Origin of the sequence: Meiothermus taiwanensis WR-220 (genome assembly GCF_003568585.1) — a bacterium.
Taxonomy (GTDB): domain Bacteria; phylum Deinococcota; class Deinococci; order Deinococcales; family Thermaceae; genus Meiothermus; species Meiothermus taiwanensis.
In genome coordinates, this window is sequence record NZ_CP021130.1 from 284,096 (window position 1) to 305,963 (window position 21,868).

At 62.6% G+C, this 21,868-nt stretch carries 22 protein-coding genes and 1 pseudogene; 15 read left to right on the forward strand and 8 right to left on the reverse strand.

From position 1 onward, the window contains the following. Positions 1-139: 139 nt before the first annotated feature. Both MTAI_RS01510 and MTAI_RS01515 read right to left on the reverse strand, forming a co-directional pair. Entirely contained in the window at positions 140-550 is a 411-nt protein-coding gene (locus MTAI_RS01510) for an acyl-CoA thioesterase (protein ID WP_027888656.1), read from the reverse strand. A gap of 67 nt (positions 551-617) precedes the next feature. Next, complete coding sequence (locus MTAI_RS01515) at positions 618-2,471, reverse strand: phosphoenolpyruvate carboxykinase (GTP) (protein WP_027888657.1); 1,854 nt, start codon at positions 2,469-2,471, stop codon at positions 618-620. Between the two features lie 118 nt (positions 2,472-2,589). Between MTAI_RS01515 and MTAI_RS01520 the strand changes: the two genes are divergently transcribed. Both MTAI_RS01520 and MTAI_RS01525 read left to right on the forward strand, forming a co-directional pair. Further along, positions 2,590-2,802, forward strand: coding sequence for a CDGSH iron-sulfur domain-containing protein (locus MTAI_RS01520; RefSeq protein ID WP_027888658.1), 213 nt, complete (start codon positions 2,590-2,592; stop codon positions 2,800-2,802). A 24-nt stretch (positions 2,803-2,826) separates the two neighbouring features. Further along, complete coding sequence (locus MTAI_RS01525) at positions 2,827-3,810, forward strand: P1 family peptidase (RefSeq protein ID WP_027888659.1); 984 nt, start codon at positions 2,827-2,829, stop codon at positions 3,808-3,810. Positions 3,811-3,825: 15 nt separating this feature from the next. Here MTAI_RS01525 and MTAI_RS01530 read toward each other — a convergent pair whose 3' ends face one another. After that, positions 3,826-4,632 carry an IS5 family transposase gene (locus MTAI_RS01530; RefSeq protein WP_119342530.1) on the reverse strand — a complete coding sequence of 269 codons (807 nt, stop codon included), beginning with the start codon at positions 4,630-4,632 and terminating at the stop codon, positions 3,826-3,828. Positions 4,633-4,704: 72 nt separating this feature from the next. Between MTAI_RS01530 and MTAI_RS01535 the strand changes: the two genes are divergently transcribed. From MTAI_RS01535 to MTAI_RS01560, 6 genes are all read left to right on the forward strand, one after another. Further along, on the forward strand, positions 4,705-5,898 hold the full coding sequence (locus MTAI_RS01535; protein ID WP_027888618.1) for a M20 family metallopeptidase: 1,194 nt from the start codon (positions 4,705-4,707) through the stop codon (positions 5,896-5,898). 200 nt (positions 5,899-6,098) lie between these two features. Next, the gene (locus MTAI_RS01540; RefSeq protein ID WP_027888617.1) at positions 6,099-7,598 is read left to right on the forward strand and encodes an ABC transporter substrate-binding protein; all 1,500 of its coding nucleotides are present in this window, start codon (positions 6,099-6,101) and stop codon (positions 7,596-7,598) included. Between the two features lie 78 nt (positions 7,599-7,676). Further along, complete coding sequence (locus MTAI_RS01545; RefSeq protein WP_027888616.1) at positions 7,677-8,624, forward strand: ABC transporter permease; 948 nt, start codon at positions 7,677-7,679, stop codon at positions 8,622-8,624. Further along, complete coding sequence (locus tag MTAI_RS01550) at positions 8,617-9,474, forward strand: ABC transporter permease (protein WP_027888615.1); 858 nt, start codon at positions 8,617-8,619, stop codon at positions 9,472-9,474. Before MTAI_RS01545 ends, MTAI_RS01550 begins: the two co-directional genes overlap by 8 nt. A gap of 10 nt (positions 9,475-9,484) precedes the next feature. Beyond that, complete coding sequence (locus MTAI_RS01555) at positions 9,485-10,276, forward strand: SDR family NAD(P)-dependent oxidoreductase (protein WP_027888614.1); 792 nt, start codon at positions 9,485-9,487, stop codon at positions 10,274-10,276. Positions 10,277-10,321: 45 nt separating this feature from the next. Then, positions 10,322-11,530 (forward strand): extracellular solute-binding protein, encoded by a 1,209-nt coding sequence (locus MTAI_RS01560; RefSeq protein WP_027888613.1) that lies wholly within the window; start codon positions 10,322-10,324, stop codon positions 11,528-11,530. A 50-nt stretch (positions 11,531-11,580) separates the two neighbouring features. Here MTAI_RS01560 and MTAI_RS01565 read toward each other — a convergent pair whose 3' ends face one another. From MTAI_RS01565 to wecB, 3 genes are read right to left on the reverse strand one after another with little or no spacing between them, the layout of a single operon-like run. Next, the gene (locus MTAI_RS01565; protein WP_027888612.1) at positions 11,581-12,411 is read right to left on the reverse strand and encodes an alpha/beta hydrolase; all 831 of its coding nucleotides are present in this window, start codon (positions 12,409-12,411) and stop codon (positions 11,581-11,583) included. Between the two features lie 26 nt (positions 12,412-12,437). Beyond that, entirely contained in the window at positions 12,438-12,983 is a 546-nt protein-coding gene (locus MTAI_RS01570) for a peptidylprolyl isomerase (RefSeq protein ID WP_027888611.1), read from the reverse strand. Further along, positions 12,980-14,131 carry a non-hydrolyzing UDP-N-acetylglucosamine 2-epimerase gene (gene wecB, locus MTAI_RS01575; protein WP_027888610.1) on the reverse strand — a complete coding sequence of 384 codons (1,152 nt, stop codon included), beginning with the start codon at positions 14,129-14,131 and terminating at the stop codon, positions 12,980-12,982. The genes MTAI_RS01570 and wecB overlap by 4 nt, the downstream gene beginning before the upstream one ends. Before the next feature lie 187 nt (positions 14,132-14,318). Between wecB and MTAI_RS01580 the strand changes: the two genes are divergently transcribed. The 3 genes from MTAI_RS01580 (at position 14,319) to MTAI_RS01590 (ending at position 17,081) form a co-directional block, all read left to right on the forward strand. Next, complete coding sequence (locus tag MTAI_RS01580; RefSeq protein ID WP_027888609.1) at positions 14,319-14,981, forward strand: DUF3108 domain-containing protein; 663 nt, start codon at positions 14,319-14,321, stop codon at positions 14,979-14,981. 167 nt (positions 14,982-15,148) lie between these two features. Continuing rightward, on the forward strand, positions 15,149-15,490 hold the full coding sequence (locus tag MTAI_RS01585) for an Asp23/Gls24 family envelope stress response protein (protein WP_027888608.1): 342 nt from the start codon (positions 15,149-15,151) through the stop codon (positions 15,488-15,490). Then, the gene (locus MTAI_RS01590; protein ID WP_027888607.1) at positions 15,483-17,081 is read left to right on the forward strand and encodes a DAK2 domain-containing protein; all 1,599 of its coding nucleotides are present in this window, start codon (positions 15,483-15,485) and stop codon (positions 17,079-17,081) included. Before MTAI_RS01585 ends, MTAI_RS01590 begins: the two co-directional genes overlap by 8 nt. Positions 17,082-17,267: 186 nt before the next feature. Here the strand turns inward: MTAI_RS01590 and MTAI_RS01595 are convergent. Next, positions 17,268-18,346: pseudogene (locus MTAI_RS01595) on the reverse strand (integrase core domain-containing protein). A 500-nt stretch (positions 18,347-18,846) separates the two neighbouring features. On the opposite strand from MTAI_RS01595, the gene MTAI_RS01600 reads away from it, so the two are divergent. From MTAI_RS01600 to MTAI_RS01610, 3 genes are all read left to right on the forward strand, one after another. After that, positions 18,847-19,197, forward strand: a complete 351-nt coding sequence (locus tag MTAI_RS01600; protein ID WP_223299623.1) for a 3D domain-containing protein — start codon at positions 18,847-18,849, stop codon at positions 19,195-19,197. A gap of 93 nt (positions 19,198-19,290) precedes the next feature. Beyond that, positions 19,291-20,418: an ABC transporter permease gene (locus MTAI_RS01605; protein WP_027888605.1), complete on the forward strand. Its 1,128-nt coding sequence runs from the start codon at positions 19,291-19,293 to the stop codon at positions 20,416-20,418. A 17-nt stretch (positions 20,419-20,435) separates the two neighbouring features. Further along, positions 20,436-20,723, forward strand: a complete 288-nt coding sequence (locus MTAI_RS01610) for a hypothetical protein (protein WP_027888604.1) — start codon at positions 20,436-20,438, stop codon at positions 20,721-20,723. Positions 20,724-20,827: 104 nt separating this feature from the next. On the opposite strand, the gene MTAI_RS01615 is transcribed toward MTAI_RS01610, so the two are convergent. Next, a complete protein-coding gene (locus tag MTAI_RS01615; protein ID WP_027888603.1) occupies positions 20,828-21,400 on the reverse strand; it encodes a LabA-like NYN domain-containing protein in 573 nt (190 codons plus the stop codon). Between the two features lie 158 nt (positions 21,401-21,558). On the opposite strand from MTAI_RS01615, the gene MTAI_RS01620 reads away from it, so the two are divergent. Then, complete coding sequence (locus MTAI_RS01620; RefSeq protein ID WP_223299615.1) at positions 21,559-21,786, forward strand: hypothetical protein; 228 nt, start codon at positions 21,559-21,561, stop codon at positions 21,784-21,786. Positions 21,787-21,868: the final 82 nt, after the last annotated feature.

The window sequence follows — 21,868 nt, forward strand, 5'->3', positions numbered from 1 at the left end:
AATCTTCAAAACAAAAAACATTCAGAGGCTATCTTTTTGAATCCTAGAGCACACCCCTCGCTACGCTCGGCGAAGAAAGCGTATCCCTTCGGTCGGGTTAGTTCGCCACCATTCGGTGACGAACTAACCGAATCTGGTATCAGTGACCCAGCAGTTGGCGCATGGCCTGCGGAACGGTCTGGGGCTGGCGCGTCTGGGGGTGGGCCGCCACGTAGATGACCTCCCCGCTAATCAGGTGGGCCTCGCCCCGGAAGATGCCCAGCACAAACTGCATGCTGCTATTGCCGATGCGCCCGACCCGCACCCCGATATCCAGCTCGTCGTCGTAGTGGGCGGGGGCGTGGTACTCCACCGTTGCCTTGACCACGAATAAATCCAGCCCAAAGCGCTCCACCGTACTGGGGTAGGGGATGCCAATGGCCCGCCAGTACTCGGTGATGGCCACATCAAAATAGGTCAGGTAGTGCCCGTTGAAAACGATACCCTGGGGGTCGGTCTCGGCCCAGCGAACCCGCAGGCGATGGAAGAAGCTAAAATCTGTGCGCTGCATGTTCATCAATATAGCGCCATAAAGAAAGCCTCCCCTGTCCCCAGGGGAGGCCAGTAGTGGGTGATTGTTACTCTTCTGTACCGTTCACGTCCCAGTGCTCGGGGGAGCGCCAGAGGTTGGAAATCAGCAGCTCGCGCATGGCCAGAAACTCCTTGGGCATCCGCTCGTAGAGCTTGATGAAGAGTTCCTCGTGTGAGAGGATCTCCTTGAGCCACAGCTCGCGGTCGATGGCCATGAGTTCCTGGAACTGCTCCTTGCTGAAGTTCAGGCCGCGCCAGTCCAGGTCTTCGTAGTGGGGCACATAGCCCAGCGGGCTTTCGGTGGCGTAGCCGCGCCCGTTGGCCCGCTCCACAATCCACTTCAGGACGCGCATATTCTCACCATAGCCGGGCCACAGGTAGTTGCCATCTTTGTCCTTGCGGAACCAGTTCACGCTGAAGATGCGGGGCGGATCCACCACCCGGCGGCCCATGTCCAGCCAGTGGTTGAAGTAGCTGGCCATGTGGTAACCGATGAAGGGCAGCATGGCGAAGGGATCGCGGCGCACCTCCCCGATCTGCCCGAAGGCCGCAGCGGTCATCTCGGAGCCCATGGTGGCGCCCAGGTACACCCCAAAGCTCCAGTTGAAGCTCTGGTAGACCAGCGGCACCACCGTGGCCCGGCGCCCGCCAAAGATGAAGGCTTTGATGGGCACCCCCTTGGGGTTTTCCCACTCGGGGTCGATGGCCGGGTTCTGTCGGGCCGGGGCAGTAAAGCGGGCGTTGGGATGGGCGGCTTTGCGCCCACAGTCCGGCGTCCATTCGTTGCCCTGCCAGTCGATGGCCCTGGCCGGCGGGGGGCCGTCCATGCCTTCCCACCAGACGTCGCCCTCGGGGGTGAGGGCCACGTTGGTGAAGATGGTGTTGGCCTTGATGGTTTCCATGGCGTTGGGGTTGGTGGCGTAGGAGGTGCCGGGGGCCACCCCAAAGTAGCCGGCCTCGGGGTTGATGGCGTAGAGTCGTCCGTCGGGGCCGGGCTTGATCCAGGCGATGTCGTCCCCCACGGTGGTCACCTTCCAGCCTTCCTCCTGGAAGGGCTTGGGCGGGATCAGCATGGCAAAGTTGGTCTTGCCACAAGCGCTGGGGAACGCGGCCGCCACGTAGGTTTTCTGGCCTTTGGGATCTTCGACCCCTAGAATCAGCATGTGTTCGGCCAGCCAGCCCTCGTCGCGCCCGATCACGCTGGCGATGCGCAGGGCCAGGCATTTTTTGCCCAGCAGGGCGTTGCCACCGTAGCCCGATCCGTAGCTCCAGATGCTGCGCTCTTCGGGGAAGTGCACGATGTACTTGGTGGTGGGGTTGCAGGGCCAGGGAACGTCTTTTTGTCCGGGCTCCAGCGGCATCCCCACGCTGTGCATGCAGGGTACAAACTCCCCATCCTCGCCCAGCACGTCGTAGACAGCCTTGCCCATGCGGGTCATGATGCGCATATTGACCACCACATAGGCCGAGTCGGTGATCTCGATGCCGATGTAGCTGATGGGGGAGCCCAGCGGCCCCATGCTAAAGGGCACCACGTACATGGTGCGGCCCCGCATGCAGCCATCGAAGAGGCTCTGCAGGGTGGCGTGCATTTCTTTGGGATTGACCCAGTTGTTGGTGGGGCCGGCGTCTTCTTTGTTGATGGAGCAGATGAAGGTGCGATCCTCTACCCGGGCTACGTCGCTGGGATCGGAACGAGCCAGAAAGCTGTTTGGGCGCAGCTTGGGGTTGAGGCGAATAAAGGTGCCGGCCTCAACAAGCTTATCACACAGGGCGTTGTACTCCTCTTCCGAGCCGTCGCAGAAGTGCACCGCATCGGGTTTGCATAGTGCCACGGCTTCGGTGATCCAGTGTTTGACCCGTTCACTCTTGATATAAGGAGGGAACTCGAGGTTTAACATAAGCTCCTTTACTCTAACGGTAGCTTTGAGATATTTCACGGGTATGCGAGCCTTCTCGAGGTCAGTTTCTGCTTTTCGTCGGTCTGGCTGCCGGGCTTAAATGTCCTAAACTGGGCGCGTGCGGATTCGCTTGCGTGAGAACGGGCCGCTGGTGATAGACCTGCCCGAGGGCAGCCGGTACCTGCTAGGCGGCGAGGAGCGGGTGCTCGAGCGGGCCAAGCTGGCTTTATGCCGGTGCGGTCATTCGCAAAACAAGCCTTTGTGTGATGGCAGCCATAAACGGGTGGGTTTTTTGGCAACGGGGGGCGAGCTGGAGTTAGATCCCCGGTAGCTTTTTGTTATGCTGGGTCTGCCCATGAAGCCAGGCCGATTTAACGCCATCACCGATGTTCCAGGTATCCAGGTGGGCCACTACACCGACCTCGAGCACCTCACGGGGGTTACGGTCATCTACCCTGAAAACGGTGCGGTGGCAGGGGTGGATGTGCGAGGCAGTGCGCCGGGCACGCGCGAAACCGATTTACTGAACCCGGTCAACCTGGTTGAGCGGGTTCAGGCCGTCGTGCTCTCGGGGGGGAGTGCGTATGGCCTCGAGGCCGCCTCGGGGGTGATGCGCTGGCTCGAGGAGCAGGGCCAGGGCTTCCCGGTAGGCCCAGCCGTCGTGCCCATCGTACCGGCGGCGGTGATCTTCGACCTCTTGGTGGGCAGCGCTGCGGTGCGGCCCAATGCCCAGTACGGCTACCGAGCGGCCCAGAACCTGAAGGGCGGGCCGGTGGAGCAAGGGGTGGTGGGGGTGGGGACGGGCGCCCGCAACGGTGGGTTGAAAGGGGGGGTGGGCACCGCCAGCCTCGAGCTGCCCGGCGGGGTGGTGGTGGGGGCCATTGTGGCGGCCAACGCCTTGGGGCGGATCCACGACCCGATAACCGGCGAGCTTTACGCGCGTTTTTTGGAACAACAGGGCGAGTTCCGGCTCAAGCACCCCCCCCGGCGCCTGTCGGCCCCGGATTACACCGAGGTCTTCACCGATACCTTTGTGCGCAGCAACACGGTAATAGGCTGCGTAGCCACCAACGCCCGACTGAGCAAAGCCCAGGCCCAGAAGGTGGCCCAGATGGCCCACGACGGCATCGCTCGAGCGGTTTTCCCAGCCCACACCATGTTCGACGGCGATGTGATTTTCTGTCTGGCTACCGGCGAGGTGGAGATTGCCGGCCCTGCCGAACTCAGCCGGATTGGTGCGGTGGCCGCCGATGTGTTTGCCCGGGCCCTGGTGCATGGGGTGCTGCACGCCCATTCGGTAGGGGGGCTGGTTGCCTACCGGGATCTGTACGACTGCTGAAAACCCTAGAGCCTGCTAACTAGCTGTTCGTAAAAGCTCCACAGTTTTCGCTGTCATCAGAATCGAAAAAGCCAACCAGTGCCAACCTCGCAAGGTCTCAGCCAGCCGCTCATAGTCTCGCGCCAGCCTGCGAAACCGGGATGTCCAGGCAAACGAACGTTCCACCACCCAACGCTTCGGCAGCAGCACGAATCCTCGTTTGGCCCCTTCCACCTTGACCACACACAGGGCGATGCCTTCCGCCTCTGCCGCTTGTGCCGCTTCCTCCCCAGTGTAACCCTGATCCACAAAGGCCACTTCCACCTGCTCCCCCGTCACTTCCTGCACCTGTTGACTGAGGGCTCCCACCTGGGCCCGTTCCTGTTCACTGGCCGCCGTTACTACCAGGGCCAGCAGATGCCCCAGGGTATCTACCGCCAGGTGAACTTTGCTTCCCTTGCGTCGTTTGTACCCATCGTATCCGGCCCGCTCCCCACTTTGCGGGGTGGACTGTAGGGTGCGAGCATCGTAGATGGCAGCGCTGGGATGGGCGGCTTTGCCCTGGAGCATTCGCAGGGTCATGCGCAGGTCGTGTACCAGGTCTTCGAAGACCCCCCGGTTCATCCAGCGGTAGGCTTGCGCCTGAACGATATGGGGGGGTGGGAAGTCGTGGGGCAGGTAGTCCCACTGAGCACCGGTTCGAACCATCCAGCGCAGGGCGTTGAACACTTCGCGCAGGTCGTACTTGCGCTGGGGTGCTTCCAGCGGGGCGAGGGTCAAATAGGGCAGCACCAGAGCCCATTCCTCATCACGGACGTCCGATGGGTAAGCACGGCGGTTCATGCTCTAAACATAACTGCAGTGCCTGATTTGGGTAAGGTGGTTTGTAGATTCTAGCTGTGGGGATGTGCTGAAATGGACAAGCAGCAGCTGGCCCAAAGCGCGGCCCAGGCCGTAGACGCCGACGAACTGGTGCGCCTGACCCAGGCCCTGGTTCGCATCGCAAGCTATTATCCGGGGCCGGGGGAGCAGCCGGTGGTGGATTTTCTGGAGGCCTACCTGCGCGGGCGCGGTTTCAAGACCACCGTGCAGGCGGTGGCGCCGGGCCGCCCCAACCTGATTGCCGACCTGGGGCAGGGCGCGGGGGGCCTTATTCTGGAGGGCCATACCGATGTGGTCACGCACGGCAGCCTGGATCAATGGACGATCCCCCCCTACGAGGCCCGAATCGTGGACGGCAAAATTTACGGGCGCGGGGCCTGCGATATGAAAGGCGGGCTGGCCGCGGCCATCTGCGCGGCGGTGGCGGTGCAAAAGGTGCTGGGTACGCCCCAGAAAACCCTGCGGCTGTGCCTGCCCTGCGACGAAGAGGGCCTGATGATCGGCATCAAGGCTTTTATTCGTGCGGGTTATGCCGAGGGCTTCGCCGGGGCCATCGTCTGCGAGCCCGAGGAAAACCAGGTGTGCCTGTGGCAAAAGGGGGCCATGCGGGTCTGGGTGCACTTTCAGGGGAAGATGGCCCACGGGGCCATGCCCTACGCCGGGGCCAACCCCATCCCGTCGGCCTCCCGATTTGTGCTCGAGCTCGGCAGGCTGCAAGCGGCCTTGCAGGCAGAAAGCCGGCACGAGTACCTGGGCCTGCCCTGGATTACCCCGACTGTCTTTCAGGCGGGGGCCGGGGAGGGACAGTTCAACGTGATGCCCGACCGGGTGCGGGTGGGGCTGGACATCCGCACCAACCCCGGACAGGATCACCGGGTTCTCGAGGCCCGGCTTCGGCGGGCCCTGGATGAGAGCCTGGAGGCTGGGATAAGCGCGCGCCTCGAGGTCTTCGAAGACCGCCCCGCCACCGAGACCCCGCGCGAGGCCGCGCTGGTGCAGGCGGTGGAACAGGGCTTGCGGCTTTTGCAGATGCCCATCCGGTACGGGGGTGTGCCGGGGGCCACCGACGGCACTTTCTTGCGGGCCTGGGCTGGCCTGCCCATCGTGACCCTGGGGCCGGGCGGTAAAACCACCCCGCACCAGGCCGATGAGTACATACAGATTGAAGAAATGCTGGCCGCAGCCCGGCTGTACGCCGCCGTGGGGGTGCTGATGCTGGCCGAGTAGACAGGCTTTTTCCCTGGGGGGAAATTGTGGTATTGTCTCCTTGCGAGCGAGGCCGAAAAAAGCGTATCGGGTAGGCTTTTTTCGGATAGGAAGGGTGGAGAAAGCCCGACCTAGCATGGTGAAACTCGAGATACCGGGTTCACCCGCGCGACGCGGCCATAAATCGCGACATTCCCACAACAATCCAAGGAGGAATCGTGATGAAACGTTGGTTGCTCATCGGTGTCTTGGCTCTTGTTGGGCTGGCCTGGGCCCAGCAGCGCGGTGGTAGCATCACCATCGCCATCCAGACCGAGCCCGCGGCCTGGGATCCGACCCAGGTGGCCGGGGCGGACATCTCCCGTGTGGTCTACGACAACGTGCTGCAAGGGCTGGTCAAGCGCAATCCCAAGGGTGAGATCGTGCCCTCGCTGGCTACGCGCTGGGTGGTTTCCAACTCAGGCCTGACCTACACCTTTACCCTGCGCCAGGGCGTAAAGTTCCACGATGGCTCCGACTTCACCGCCCAGGACGTGCTGGCCAAGTTCAACCGGGCCCGCAACCCCGATACCCGCGCCTCCGGCCATTTGCGTCCTGATCTGTACCGCGACATCGCCAGCATCACCAGCCCCAACCCCAACACGGTGGTGTTCAGCCTGCGCCAGCCCAACAACGACTTCCTCTTCATCCTCTCGCGCCCCGAGTCGCTCATCGGCCCCCGCAACCGCCCCCTGGCCGAGCAGCGGGTACAGCCGATTGGCACCGGCCCCTTCCGCTTTGCAGCCTGGGAGCGGGGGGTGGCGGTGCGCCTCGAGCGCAACCCCAACTACTACATCCAGGGCCTGCCCTACCTGGATCGGGTCAACTTCCGCTTCCTGGGTGATGGGGATGCCCAGCTGGCCGGTCTGCGGGCCGGCGACCTGGACGTGATCGCCTACAGCCTGCTGCCCGAAAACGCGGTGGTGCTTTCGCGGGATAGCAACTTCAAGGTGTTCTCGGGTTCCGGGACGGCCGAAGCGGTGGCTGGTTTCAACAACAGCCGTCCCCCCTTCAACGATGTGCGGGTGCGCCGGGCCATCACCCTGGCGATCAACAAAGATGAGCTGATCCAGGGGGCCATGCTGGGCTATGGAACCAAGATCGGCTCCATGCGCTCGCCGGGTGAGGCCTGCTACGTGGGTCTGAGCAACTTTAACGCCTACAACCCCGACGAGGCCCGCCGCCTCTTGGCCGAGGCCGGGTTCACCAACCAGAACCCCCTACGCTTTACCTTTAACCTAGCCGCCGAGTTCCCCTACGAGCGCCGCATCGGCGAGGCCCTGGTGGCCCAGCTCAACAAGCTGGGGCCGCTGCAGGTGACCATCCAGGTTACCGACTTCAACACCTGGATCCAGCGGGTCTTCACCCAGGCCGACTACGCCATGACCATCATCGGGCACGTGGAGGCCAACGACATTGGCAACTACGCCAACCCCCGCTACTACTGGCGCTACAACAGCCCGCGCTTCCAGCAGCTCTTTACCCAGTACCTGCGGGCCCCCAACCAGACCAAGGCCTGCGAGGCCCTGGCGGCGGCCCAGCGCCTGCTGGCCGAGGATGCCGCGGGCGTCTGGGTGATGAGCCTGCCCGCCCTGGGTGCCTACCGGGCCCGTGTGCAGAACTGGCCCGATGGCTTCTTGTCGCCGGGCATCAGCGTGGCCGAGGTGTGGGTACGGCCATAGCGGGCTAAGCATGCTTTGAGGGTCGGGTGTCAAGGGCGTTTCAGCCTGAGACCCTCGACCCTCGGCGCTTGACTGAGTATGTTGGCCTACACGGTTCGTCGCCTTGGCTTGGCCCTCGTCACCCTGTGGCTGGCAACCCTGCTGGTCTTTGGGGCGCTGCTGCTGATTCCCGGCAACCCGGCCCAGGCCATCCTGGGGATTGAGGCCACCCCCGCCGACCTCGAGGCCCTCGAGGCCCGGCTAGGGCTGGATAAACCGCCGCTCGAGCGCTACATAAGCTGGCTGGGCGGGATCCTGCGGGGTGACCTGGGCCAGTCCATCCGCTACGAGCAGCCCATCTCGGAGCTGATTGTGGCCCGGCTGGGCATCACCCTGCCCATTGTGGTGGCTTCGCTGCTGCTGGCCACCATCCTGGCCGTGCCCATAGGCATCCTGGCGGCCCGCAAGGCCGGCAGCCCCATCGACCTGGGGGTCTCGGTGGCCTCGTTGCTGGGCATCGTGCTGCCCTCCTTCTGGGTGGGGCTGATGTTCATCTATATCTTTGTCGTCTGGCTCAAGCTGCCCCTGCCTACCAGCTTTCCCATCGGGGGTTGGGAGAACCCGGAGCGCGCGCTGGCGGCCCTGGTGCTGCCGGTGCTCACCGTGGCGCTGGCCAGCGCCTCGTTTCTGGTGCGGCTGGTGCGGGGGAGTGTGCTCGAGGTGCTCTCGCAGGAGTTTATCCGCACCGCCCGCGCCAAGGGGCTGGCCGAACGGGTGGTGCTGTACAAGCACGCCCTGCGCAACGCGGCCTTACCGGTGGTGACGGTGCTGGGGCTGGAGTTTGCCAGCCTGCTCATCGCCACGGTGGTGGTGGAGACGGTCTTCGGGATTCCGGGCCTAGGCTCGCTCTCGCTCACCGCCATCAGCGCCCGCGACTACCCGTTGGTGCAGGGGGTGGTGCTGGTAATTGCGGCCTTTATTGTGCTGATGAACCTGCTGGTGGACCTGCTGTATGGCCTGCTCGATCCGAGGGTGAGTTATGCCTAGCCAGGTTGCCCAAGCCAAAGCCTTCAAAAAACCCTCGAGGTGGGCCCGGCTACCCATTGCCCTCAGGGTGGGGGCCTTCCTGATTGCGCTCATTCTGCTAATGGTGCTGGCGAGTGCGCTCCACCCCACCGACCCCAACGCCACCACCCCCCACCGCCTGGCCCCCATCCTTTCCCCGGGGCATCCCCTCGGCACCGATATCCTGGGCCGGGACACCCTGGCGCGGGTGCTGGCCGGGGCCCAGAATGCGCTCTATGTGGGCCTGGTGGCGGTGGGCATCGGGTTGTCGGTGGGGCTTCTGCTGGGGGTGCTGGCGGGGTACTTTGGTGGCTGGCTCGACCAGGTGCTCTCGGTGCTGCTCGAGGCCCTCTACGCCCTTCCGGCCCTGCTCATCGCCCTTTTGCTGGCAGCCATCTTCAACCCCGGCGTAACCACCTCGATGGTGGCCATTGGCCTCTCGGCGGTGCCGGCCTTTGCCCGGGTGGCCCGGGCCAGCGTCTTGTCGGTCAAAACCCTGCCCTACATCGAGGCGGCCAGGGCCCTGGGTATGGGCAACGGGCGCATTATGCTGCGGCACGTGCTGCCTAACATCATGGGGCCGCTGGTGGTGCAGGCCAGCCTGGCCTTTGCCGTGGCCATTCTGGCCGAGGCCGCGCTCTCCTACCTGGGCCTGGGCACCCAGCCCCCCAACCCCAGCTGGGGCCGGATGCTGCGCGAGGCCCAGAGCTACCAGGAGCTGACGCCCTACCCGGTGATTTTCCCCGGTCTGGCCATTGGCCTGGCGGTGCTGGGCTTCAACCTGCTGGGTGATGGGTTGCGGGATTACCTCGACCCAAGAAAAAGAAGCTAGCGGGGTGGGTATGAACTACGCAGAGATGTTCCGGCTGGATGGCAAGGTGGCGCTGGTGGTAGGGGGCGGCTCGGGGATTGGGCAGGCCTCCTGCGAGGCCCTGGCGGCCCAGGGGGCGAGCGTGGTGGTGGCGGATGCAAAGGCCGAGCTGGCCGCCGAGACCGCCGGCCGGATTGAGGCCAGTGGCGGCCGGGCCGAGGCGAAGCAGGTGGACATCACCGACCTCGAGGCGGTCAAGGGCCTGATCCGGGGTATCCTGGAGCGCCACGGGCGGCTCGATGTGGCCGTGACCACGCCCAGCATTAACGTGCGCAAGCCGGCTTTGCACTATACCGGCGAGGAGTTCGACCGGGTGGTGCAGGTCAACCTCAAGGGCACTTTCAACGTGCTTGTGGAAGCGGGCCGGGTCATGGCCGAGCGGGGCGGGGGCTCGCTGATTGCCTTTTCCTCCATCCGCTCGCTGGTGGTGGAGCCGGGGCAGTCGGTCTACGCCATGACCAAGGCCGGGACGGTGCAGCTGATCCGGGGCCTGGCTGTAGAACTCGGCCCCAAAGGGGTGCGGGCCAACGCGATTGGCCCTGGGGTGATTGACACCCCCCTCACCGCCCCCATCAAGAGCAAGCCCGACTGGTACAAGGCCTACGCCGAGCGCAACATCCTAAGGCGCTGGGGCCGCCCCGAGGAGGTGGCGGCGGCAGTGGTTTTTCTGGCTTCGCCGGCGGCTTCCTACATCACCGGCACCATTCTGTTTGTGGATGGGGGCTGGACGGCCATCGACGGGCGGTTTGATCCGCCGCTGTAGGTTGAGCTTCAGCGATTGTTCAGGAAGATGCCCTAAACTTGGCTCGTGAACGCTGTGTTTCGGGCCTTCCTTTTGATCTTGTCGCTGGGCAGCGCCGCTTACGCCCAGCGGCCGGTGGATATTGCCTTCTGGCACACCCTCGAGCCCCCCGCACGGGAGGCGCTGGAGAAAATCGTGGCCGAGTTCAACAGCCGCCAGCGCGACTACCGCGTGCTGCCGCAGTATGTGGGCGACCTGCGCGAGGGGGGGATCAAGCTCACCGGGGCCATCCGGGCTGGCAACGCGCCCCCGCTCTACTACGGCGAGGTTTCGTTTGTGGGCCGGGCGGTGCAGGAAAACCTGGCCTTGCCGCTGGACGAGTACCTCGGGGCCCTGCCGGGCGACTTCTATCCGGGGCTGCTCGAGGCCGGACGGTTCCAGGGCCGCACCTACGCCCTGCCGGTGGAGCTGCACCTGCCGGTGCTGTTCTTCAACGCCGACCAACTGGCCAGCCGCCGTCTCAACCCCCCTCAAAGCTGGGAGGCCCTGGCCGCGGCGGCCCAGCAGCTCACCACCCGCTCGGCCAAGGGTTTTATTGTGGTAAGCGATGTGTACAGCTTTAACGCGGTGGTGATGAGCCGGGGCGGGCAACTGGTGCGCGAGGGCCGGCCCAACTTTACCGATGCCAAGGTGGTGCAGAGCCTCGAGTACCTGCAAAACCTGGTGCGCTCGGGCAGCGCGGTGAGCCGCAACATCGCCGAGGCCCCCTTTGCCATGGTGGATTTTGTGCGCACCAAGGTGTTTATGGGGGTGGCCCCCATCACCCTCTGGCCCACCCTGGAGAAGCGCACCCCCATTCCTTTCCGGCTGGGGGTAGCCCCACTGCCCCGCACCCCCGACGGCAAGCTGCCGCTGGCGGGGGGCACCCTGATGGTGCTGCGCGGGGCCAGCGAGGCCCAGGCCCGGGGCGCGGTGGCGCTGTGGCGCTACTGGATGGAGCCGGCGGTGCAGGCGGCCTGGGTTCAGGCCACCTACTGCCTGCCCCTGCGCCGGGGGGCCCAGCCCTTGCTGGAGGACTTCTACCGTGAAGACCCCCGCCGCCGGGTGGTGCTGGGGGGTCTCGAGCAGGCCGCGCTCTGGGTGCAAGACCCCGAGGTCACCCTGTGGTATGGGTTCTTAGAGGAGGCCCTCGAGCGTGTTCTGAAGGGCGGTGCCAACCCCCGACAGGCCCTGGAAGAGGCCCAGCGTAAAGCCCTGACGGTGGAACGCCGCTGATACCAGATTGGGCTGCTACCCACCACAGGCCCGGTGCGGTACCCGGTTTTTTACAGGTGCCGCTCGAGCCAGTCGGTTATATCGTGCAGCACCTGTTCTTTTTGCAGGTCGTTGTGGGGCTCGTGGTAGCCTTCGGGGTAGATGCGGAGCTCTTTATCGGTGGAAGATACCTCGCGGAATAGCCAGTGGGCCCCTTCTACACGGTTGATGCGGTCGGCTTCGCCGTGCAGGATGAGCAAGGGGTCGCCGATGTTTTTGACCTGGGCCTTGACCGCAGCGATGGTCTTGAGCACCTCGGTGCCCCAGCGGGCGCTGGCCCGGTTGTGTACCAGCGGGTCTTTGCGGTAGGCCTCGACCACCTCCGGATCGCGGGAAAGGGCCCGCACATCAAGCCCTAACCGGAGCGAGAAGGTGGGCAGGTATCTGGAGAGCAGTTGTGCAGCAGCTATCAGCAGGGGGTTGGCTACTTTGCCGGGCTCGAGCAGCACCCCGCTCAGGATGGCACCTTGCAGGCCTGCTATCTGATAGGTCAGGTAGTCCAGCACCACCAGGCTGCCCATGCTATGGCCGTAAACGAACATGGGCATCTGGCGTTCGCGGCCCGCGACAAAATTGCGAAACATCGACAGGTCGTACCAGTAATCGCGCCAGCTGTCGATGTGCCCTCGCTGACCGGGGGAGCGGCCATACCCCCGCAGGTCAGGGGCATACACCGCGAAGCCCCGGTGCACCAGGTGCGTGGCTAGACCGTCATAGCGCCCACTATGCTCACCGAAACCGTGGATCACTATCACGATTGCTTTTGGGGTGTCGGGCCGCCAGCAGCGGTAGAACAAACCTGTTACGAATGTGCTGGAGAAATAACCTTCGTGGATGTGCATAGTTCTGTCAACCCAATGTGGGTTTACTATACGCGATTGACCGAAAAAATTCTAACGGGCTCCAGCAGCCACTGCCCCTGAATGGGTGGGGTCTGACCCCCCGAAGGCCGCTGGTGGATGCTGCGAACCACCTCCATGCCCTGCACCACCCGCCCAAAGGCAGCAAACCCCTGACCATCGGGGTTGCGTCGGCCACCATAGTCGAGTTCGGGTTGGTCGCCAATGCAGATGAAAAATTCGGACTGGGCCGAGTTGGGCTCGAGGCGGGCCATCGAGATGGTGCCGTCTCGGTGCCGAAGCCCGGTCTGGGCGGTGGTTTCCAGGGCGATGGGCGGCAGCTTGGCCGGGTGATCACCCATGCCCAGCCCGCCCTGAATTACCTCGATCTTGATGGGGCTCTGGGCCTGGTTGTCCAGGCGCACGCTGCGGTAAAAGCTTGCGCCTTGGTAGCGCTGTTCGTCCACATAGCGCAGAAAATTAGCCACCGTGTGAGGAGCCTGGGTGGGGAAAAGCTCGAGGACGATCTCGCCTAGCTCGGTTTGGATTGACACCTGTGGGTTGCTCGGGTTCATGGGTGGGCGGCTCCTTTGTTGGAAATAGGGTACCCTTCCCAGTCGGCTGGGCGCTCCGCCAGGCCCAGGCGCCAGGCCACTCCCTGGGCGCAGCGTTCTCCAGCCCGGCCGTCGCCGTAGGGGTTGGGGCGGTGGCGCATGGCCTCCAGGGCGGCCTCATCCGAGAGCAGGGTGTCGATGGTGGCAAACACCTGCTCGGGGTCGGTTCCAGCCAGCTTGAGGGCTCCTACCTCGAGCCCCTCGGGCCGCTCGGTCACGTTGCGCAACACCACCACCGGCACCCCCAGGGTGGCCCCGCTCTCCTGAACCCCACCGGAGTCGGTTACAAGCAGGGTCGAGCGCTTCATTAAACCGGCCATGGCCCCAAACTCCAGGGGCTCGAGCAGTGTGAAGTTGGGTACCTGTTGCAGCGCTGGGTAGACCGCCTCCCGCACCGCCGGATTGAGATGCACCGGGTACACAAAATGACACTCGGGGTGGGCCTGGGCCACCCGCGCCAGGGCTGCTGCCAGCTCGTGCATAAAGGGGAGGTTTTCGCGACGGTGCATGGTTACGGTCACGATGCGCTTATCCTTGGGTAACGGGGGTGGTGTGCCGCGCTCGCTGGCATAGAGCACCGCATCCACCTCGGTCTGGCCGGTTACGATGATGTTCTGGGCGGGTTTACCCTCGCGTAGAAGGTTGGCCTTGGAGGTGTGGGTGGGGGGTAGATCCAGGTCGGTGAGCACATCGGTCAGGCGGCGGTTGGCCTCCTCAGGGAAGGGCTCGAACATATTGAAGCTTCGCAGCCCAGCCTCCACGTGTGCTACCGGAATCTGCTCGAAGAAAGCGGCCAGGGTTACGGCAAAAGTGGTTAGGGTGTCTCCATGAACCATTACATAATCGGCCTGAAGCTCCCTGAGCTTGGCGGCTGCCGCCGGCACGATGCGCCCCATCAGGTCGGGGAGGGTCTGGCGGTCGGTCATTACCTGTAGATCGCTATCGGGTTTGATGCCAAACACCCGCAGGGCGTCCTCGAGCTGGGTGCGGTGCTGCCCGGTTGAAAGCACCACGCTCTCGATGCCGGATTGTTTGCGCATAGCAAAGATGACCGGGGCCATCTTGATGGCCTCCGGCCGGGTGCCAAAAGCCAGCACCACCCGCTTCACAAGCCCTCCTGCCCAGTGAGGTTTTTCTGTATGAGGGCTATGAGGGCGTGAGGAAACATGGTTTTTGCCGTAATTGAACCGCGTGTTCTGTGGTTTTTTGGAAAATCTAACCAGAAGGCCATCCTATCGCACCATAGTACAGCCTTGTATACTGTCAAAACGAGTACAGTAGCCTTGGGATACTGCCATGCTGAGCCGCCTTGCACCGCTGGTAGCAGCCGGAATCGGGCTGCTGGTGCTGGCCCAGGGTGTGCCATGGCCGCCTGGCGAGCGGCTGACCTACAACCTAACCTGGCAGGGGATCGGCGTGGGTAGGGTCTATCTCAGCGCAGACCCGGTAGAGGGAGGGTGGCGTTTTCGAATGAAGCTCGAGCCCACCGGGCTGGCTAAAGCCCTGGGGTATGGGCTCGAGGCGGAAAGCCGGGTGGGCTTCGACTTTCGCACCGACCGCTTCTGGCAAAACCTGACCGAGCCGCTTAAAGGCACCACCCGCCTCATGTATGAGCGGCAGGAAAACAGCGGTTCGTGGGCCCGGGTGATTCAGCCCGATGGCAGCCAGACCGGCTGGGTCAGCCCAAACGATCAACTGCTGGATCAGCTCGCCCTTATCTACTACTTGCGCCTGCGCCCCGAGACGCGGCAGATCGTCGCGGTGGACTACCCCAAGCCTGCCCAAGGGCAACTGGAGGTCTTGCCAGCCAGCAACGGCCTGGTGGGCTATCGTTTTGCTCGAGACGATGTGCTGATCGAGGTCTGGTACCGCCAGAACGCCCAGCGCACCCCCGTGCGCTTTGTTTTTGGGCGCGACTTCGGTCGCCTGGAGGCCACGCTGGTCGAAAACGGGCGTTAGCGTTGATGTGAGCCAGGATTTGGTGCGCCACGGTGCAACCGATGGCTTGGAAACTGCTTCTGGGTGCGTTATAGTTGCCCTAACCCAGCCAACCCTGACATATATCCCAAAGGGCTATAGAAAAGGCTGAGGTTGCAGGCAAGACCAAGCAAATCTGGAGGCATGTGTTGAAAGGAGACATCACCGTAACGGAAGGTGCGCTGGCCGCCATTCTGGCTTTGGCCGCGCACGAGGTGCCGGGTGTGCTGGGCATGAGCCCTGCAGGCATCCGCGAATCCATTAGCCGTATCCTAGGGCGAAGTGAGGCCAGCGAAGGGGTGGTGGTAAAGCCCGACCCGGCTGCTGGTGGAAAATACCAGGCCGATTTGTACGTGGTGGTTGCTTTTGGAGCCCGCATACCCGCTGTGGTCGACAGCATTGGTGAGCGGGTGCGTTGGGCAGCCAAGAGCCTGGCTGGAGCCGAGCTTTCTAGCGTGCGTGTGCACGTGGTAGGGGTGAGCCGTGGCTAATAGCCTTTCACCCGCCGAACTGGCCAAGGCCTTTCGCTACGCCACCGACTGGTTTGCGGTGTACGTAGAGGAGGTCAATGCCCTTAACGTCTACCCGGTACCCGATGGCGATACCGGCACCAACATGCACCTCACGCTGCAGTCGGTGCGGCGGGAGCTGGATCTGACCGATACCAGCAAAATGGGAGAGGTGGCCAGGGCCATCAGCTATGGCTCGTTGCTGGGTGCTCGAGGCAACTCGGGGGTCATCACCTCCCAAATCCTTAAGGGTTTTGCTGAGTGCATCAAAGACGCCGCCTCGATCTCACCCACACTGCTGGCGCAGGCCCTCGAGGAGGGTTCCCGTATGGGCTACAGGGCGGTGATGAAACCGGTGGAGGGTACCATCCTGACGGTTTCCCGTGCGGTGGCTGAAGGGGCGCGTGAAGCAGTTGAAAAGGGGGCTGCCAGCCTTGAGGAGGTCTTACAAGGGGCTTTGCAGAGGGGCCGTGAAGCCTCCCTGCGCACCCCTGAGCTGCTGCCAGTGCTCAAGCAGGCCGGGGTGGTGGATGCCGGTGGGGTGGGCTTGCTGCACTTCATCGAGGGCCTCGAGGGCTACCTTGAGGGCCTGCCCCTGCCCGAACCGCCCAAAATTGAGCGCTACGCCCAGACCGCCTTCGAAGAAGAGGATTTCGGCTACTGTACTGAGTTCCTGATGGAGGGGGTGGCGGAGCCCATCGAGAAAATCCGCGAAGCGGTTTTGTCCTTTGGCGACTCCTTGCTGGTGGTGGGAGCCGAGGGTTACGTCAAGGGCCATATCCACACCAACGATCCCGACGGCTTGCTGGCGACCGTCGCTCGCTACGGCCGGATGATCCGTACGAAGGTTGAGGACATGTCCCAGCAGCACACCGAAATTCTTTCCATGGCCGGGGCCGCTGACGAAGCACCGCCGCCCACCGGCCTGGTGGTGGTTGCCAACGGCTGGGGGCTGGTTAAGGCCTTCCGGGGGTTTGGGGCGCGGGTGGTGGCCGGGGGGCAGACTGCTAACCCCAGCGTGCAGGATATCCTGGACGCCATCCGGAGCCTGCCCAACCCTGAGGTGATCGTGCTGCCCAACAACAGCAATGTGATTATGTCGGCCCAGCAGGCTGCGAGTCTGGCTGAGGGGAAGACCGTCCACGTGATACCTACCCGCACCATGGGGCAGGGCCTGGCGGCCAGCGTAACGTATCAGCCCGACCTACCCTCGAGCGAGCTCTTACCGGTGATGGAAGAGGCCTCGAAGCGGGCCGCTACCCTGGAGGTGACCCGGGCCAGCCGCAGCGTGGAAATTGGCGGGGTCAGCGTGACCGAAGGACAGCCCATTGGCTTGCGTGACGACAAGCTGGTGCTGGCCGCTGATAGCCCCGAGGAGGTCTTGTTTAAGCTGGTCAGCCTGGCCGTTCAGGAGAACGAATACGAAATACTCACCATTTTCCACGGGGCCACGGTGAGCAAAGAAGCCCTGGACGCGCTGACCGAGCGAATTACCCAGGCTTTCCCCGATCTTAGCCTGGAAGTCCACCCCGGCGGCCCTGACCTCTACGACTACCTGGCTGTGCTGGAGTAGTGTGGATGGGGATTCCTTGAGGGTTGTTTAGAACAGGATAACCATTGCAGAGGGCCGGCTGCAACAAGTTCAGCCGGCCCTCGAAGCTCGAGAGAGCAATAAAGGCATTGCGAGGGATGCTGCCAACGCCCCGATCCGCAGCGTTGCGGTTGGTTCGGTGAACCCCCCCGACCGAGGAGATACGCTTTATTCGCCGGGTGTAGTGTAATCGGTCAATACATTTGAGACTCCAGGGGAACCGACACCTCCTGTAGCTTAGCCAGGTACTCCACCGGCGCCAACCCCCCCAGGGCCATGTGCGGCCGGTGCAGGTTGTAGTGCTCCAGATAACCCTCCAGCTCCCCTTGAATAGCCTCTATCCCCAGCGGTAAAGCCCGCGTGTAAAACTCATCCCGAAACGTCCGCTGCAGCCGCTCTACCATCCCGTTCAGCTTCGGACTCCTCGGCGGCAAAACAAAAAGCTCTATCCCCAATACCCGACAACCCTCCTCAAACTCCGCCATGAACTCGCTGCCCCCATCCACCTGGATCGCACGGATGACACAAGGACATCGCCGCACCAGCTGCTGCAGAAAATCCAGCGCCGTCTTAGCACTCGCCCGGCTGTACACCCCCGCCGTCCCCCAGCGGCTTACCGTGTCCACCGCCGTAAACTGCCGCAGACCCGTCCCGTCCCCCAGATCCACCCACAGCGTATCCACCTGTACCAGATCCCCAGGCCGCAGCGCCGTGTACTCCGCGGGCTTCCTCCGGGCATAGGGCCGCTGGCTCTTCCTGCGCAAACGGGCCTTACGGTTTCTGGCCAGGAAAGCGCTCACCGGCTCCACCCGGCCGCTTCGCTCCAGGTAGCTCAGGATGCGTCCTACCGTGCGTTCGCTTAGGGTGTAGCCCTCTCTGTGCAGTCTCTGCCCGATGCGCCAGCGGCCCCAGGTGGGGTTTTGTTTGCGCAGCCGCTCTATGCGTATGAGGACATCGGGTTTCCAGTGTACCTTCCGGCGCAGCTTCCTGGGTTTGCGGCTTTTGGGTTTGAGGCCGGCAAGGTCTTGTTCTTCGAGTCTTTTTTTCCAGCGGTGGTAGGTGGCCTTGCTGATGCCTACCAGCTTTTGGACTTCGTCCCAGGGAACTTTCTTTTTTCTGAGGGTCTCTACCAGTTTGAGCTTCCGCAGGCGCTCGGCCACGACGGGGTCGCCGGCGCCTGCTTGTTCGAGCTGGCTGGCTTGGTTGGCGGCTTTGAGCAGGGGTTTTCCAACTGTAGTAAGCTGCATCTGGGGGAACCTCCTTTCCAGAGTCGGTTCCCCCTATTCTCTTTCGCTCAGAGTCTCACATGTATCCGGCCGAGCACAGTAGCGAGGGGTGTGCTCTAGGATTCCCAAAGATGGAGGTCTTTGCTTTGGGTGATTATCTTTACGGATGCATTTTTTTGAAGAAAAACCGTTTGGCACAATAAAGCAACCCTCTCAAAGCCCACGAATTTTGTCAGGGAGAGATCAGGGCTAAAATGAGAAAAATAAAGAAAGGCTTTAGGTTACACTCATAAAACAAAACTGCGAATAGCTCTTATTTGAGATAAAAAAAACAAGCCCCATCTGACAACCCCGCCCACTGGCCCCATTAAATGAGAGATACACGGCTTCATTCTAAGAGAACCTGAGAACTACCCTCCTAACCTCAGGGGCGTATGAAACGGCTATTGCCCCGAGCAATTTCAACTTTAATCTTGCTGATTACGGCGTTTGGATTGAGCTGGGCCCAAGCACCCAAGGTGATGACCCTCAAGGCCACGGCCTATACCTCCTCGGCTCGTGAAACCGACAGCACCCCCTTTATTACCGCCACCGGTGCGCGCACCCGCATCGGCATCATCGCAGTGAGCCGGGACATGCTGCGCGAGCTGCCCTATGGTTCAAAGGTGATGCTCGAGGATATGGGCACCCCTGGCGGTAGGAACAAAGGCCGTTTTGACTACTTGTTCAAAAACCGGGTTTTTGTTGTGGAGGATACCATGCATCCCCGCAAGCGCGAACAACTCGATGTCTGGTTGCCCGACCGTAGTACGGCCATCCGCTTTGGGGTGCGTTATGTTCGGGTAACGGTTATCCAGCGGGGCCGGGGGTAAGATGATGCTCGGCCGGGGGAACCGCGCCTTGGGTTGACAGGGGCCTGACCCGACCCGGGCAGCCGTGCGCGATCCGACCCTCGCCCTGAGCGTATGCGTTTTGTCTGGTTCCTTGCTTTACGCCACCTGCGCCACCGCCGTACCCAAAGCTTGATCAGCCTGTTGGGGGTGGCGGTGGGCATTATGGTGCTGACCACCGCCCTCTCCTTGACCAACGGTTTTATCAAAGGCCTGGTTGAAGCCACCCTCAAGGCGGTGCCTCACATCTACCTGCAGAGCCTGAATCCCGAGGAAAGCCCTCCACCCCCCCCACACCCCCAGGTGGTGGGCCAGGCCCCGGTCTTTCTGACCAAAGCCCTCCTGACCCGCAGGGCAGGGGATGGCCGCAGCGCTGGGGCCGACTTCGCCACCCTGATTGGGCTTGGCGAAGGGGGCCAGGCGGTTTATCCCGAGCTGGATCTGGGCCAGCTAAAGCCCGGAACCATCGTGCTCGGTAGCGCCCTGGCGCGAAGCCTGGGAGCTTACCCGGGTGACCGGTTGTTCCTGGTCTCCATCAATCAAAAGCGCATCGAACTGAGGGTGGTGGGCACTTTCCAGACGGGGAACTACCTCCTGGATGCGGGCTTTGCTTTCACCGCCCTGCAGGATGTTCGCGCCCTGATGGAGGCCCCCAGCGCCCTCTCAGGTTACCAGCTGCGCCTGCGCGACGCCGAACAGGCCACCCAGGTGGGGCAGGCCCTGGCCGGTTCGCACTACTTTCCCCAAACCTGGCAGTCCAGCAACCGCACCCTGATTGAGCAGCTGGCCTTGCAGAAGCGGGTAATCGGCATCGTGGTCTTCTTGATTGTGGTGGTGGCGGCTTTGGGTATGGCCAGTGTGTTGGTGCTCACGGTGATCGAGAAAACCCCGGATATCGCCCTGCTTCGGGTGATGGGTGCCAGGGCGAATCAGGTGGCGGGGGTGTTTGCCCTCGAGGGCCTGGTGCTGGGCGTGCTGGGCATTGCCTTGGGTAACCTGCTGGGCTTTGGCCTCTCCAGCTACTTTGCCTGGCGGCCTGTGGAGATTCCCGGCGAGCTTTATTTCCTGACCCGCCTGCCCGTGGAGATCAGATACTCAGACTTTATCTGGGTCTCAGCGATGAGCCTGCTGGTGGTGATTTTGGCCTCTCTCTTACCGCTTTGGCGGGCTCTGCGGATTAAGCCCGGAGAGGTGCTGCGCTAGGGGCGTAAACTAAGGGTATGTTCGGCTTTTTCCGCAAACCGGATGAGCATGTTCAGCGGGAGGGTGAGTCGGCTTTCCGTGTGCGGGTGCGTACGGCGCGTAGCGGTGACGTTGTGGAGCTGCGGCTTACCAAAGGCAACGAGATCTCCATCTCCGATGAAGGGGGGTACTATGTGCGTAAAATCATAGTATCACCCCAGCACCTGGATCGGGCTGTGCTGGAGATCTGGTTTGACCGTGCGTACCGCCCCACACGCAAGGTGGTGGAGGGGGGTGAGCTGGTTCCCATCAAGGAATGGGAGTAATTAGTTCGGCGCCGGAAGGCGGCCAACCAACCCGACCGAAGGGATACGCTATGTGGTAAAAAGCCCCTACCCAACGGGTAGGGGTATACCTGCTGAGAAAAAGGTCAGCGCAGTTCGTCCTCGAGGTTATCCATCAACCGACGGGTGAGGCTGCTTTGCTCCTCACTGGTAAAACCATCGTCGGCGACGCTGGGATAGCTACGCCGCCCGCCCCCGGTGCGCTCGAGCTGGGCCTGTAGCTCGCGCAGATCGAGGTAGCGGTCGCTCTGGTTGCGCAGCTCGAGGTCGGTAAGCTCGGGTACCCCCAGCAGGTGAATCTCCTTGCCCTGGGCCCGCAAGGCCGCCAGGGTATGGGCCAGGTCACCCGAACCGCTGGCTACCACCGCCCGTTCCCAGCGGGGGGCAGTAACAAGCAGGTCAGTGGCGATCATGGCCTCGAAACGCGGATCACCATGGGTCTCGCGGCTGCGCACAGTGTAGCCCATGAACACCAACGCATCGAGGAATTTTTGCTGACGCTCATCGTTGCTGTCGGTGACGGGGGCGTAATAGAAAGCGTTATACAGATCCTCGGGCTTGGAAAAAACCCCAATCGCCTTCCGGTGGTCAATGTTCCACCCTAGACGCTTGGCCGCATCGTACATGTAGGAACCGTCAATAAATAAAGCCGTCTTCATTTTCTTTTGTCTCACTTCCTGGTTTGCGGAGGGGCCATCCGCTACGCTAGATGTGTATGGTACACCTAGACGGCCCAATCTACTACCTCGGTACGCTCGAGCGACCGCTACTAATCAAGACAGGGCCACCCCTAGCTCTGCTCTTTACATCATGCGACATGGCCCGTCAATTTCCAAGCAACGTAACGGTTTTGGCAGGGCTGGATGTGCAGGTGGCGAACGACTGGCGAGCAAAAGAAGAACTTTTCAAAACCCTCCTTTTGCACGGCATCGAGGCTTATTTGCTCGACCCTTCCCCAGACCAGCCTCTGCAGGCACAACCCCATGCGGTGCGCGCTGCCTTGGTGTACGTGCAGAGCCACAAAACCCAGACCGCCTGCTTGTGAGCGAAAATGGCAGGCGGTTGGCAGATTTTGATGGGCGTTATTCGAACTGAGTATTAAGAACCAAAGGCAAATTTGATTTTTA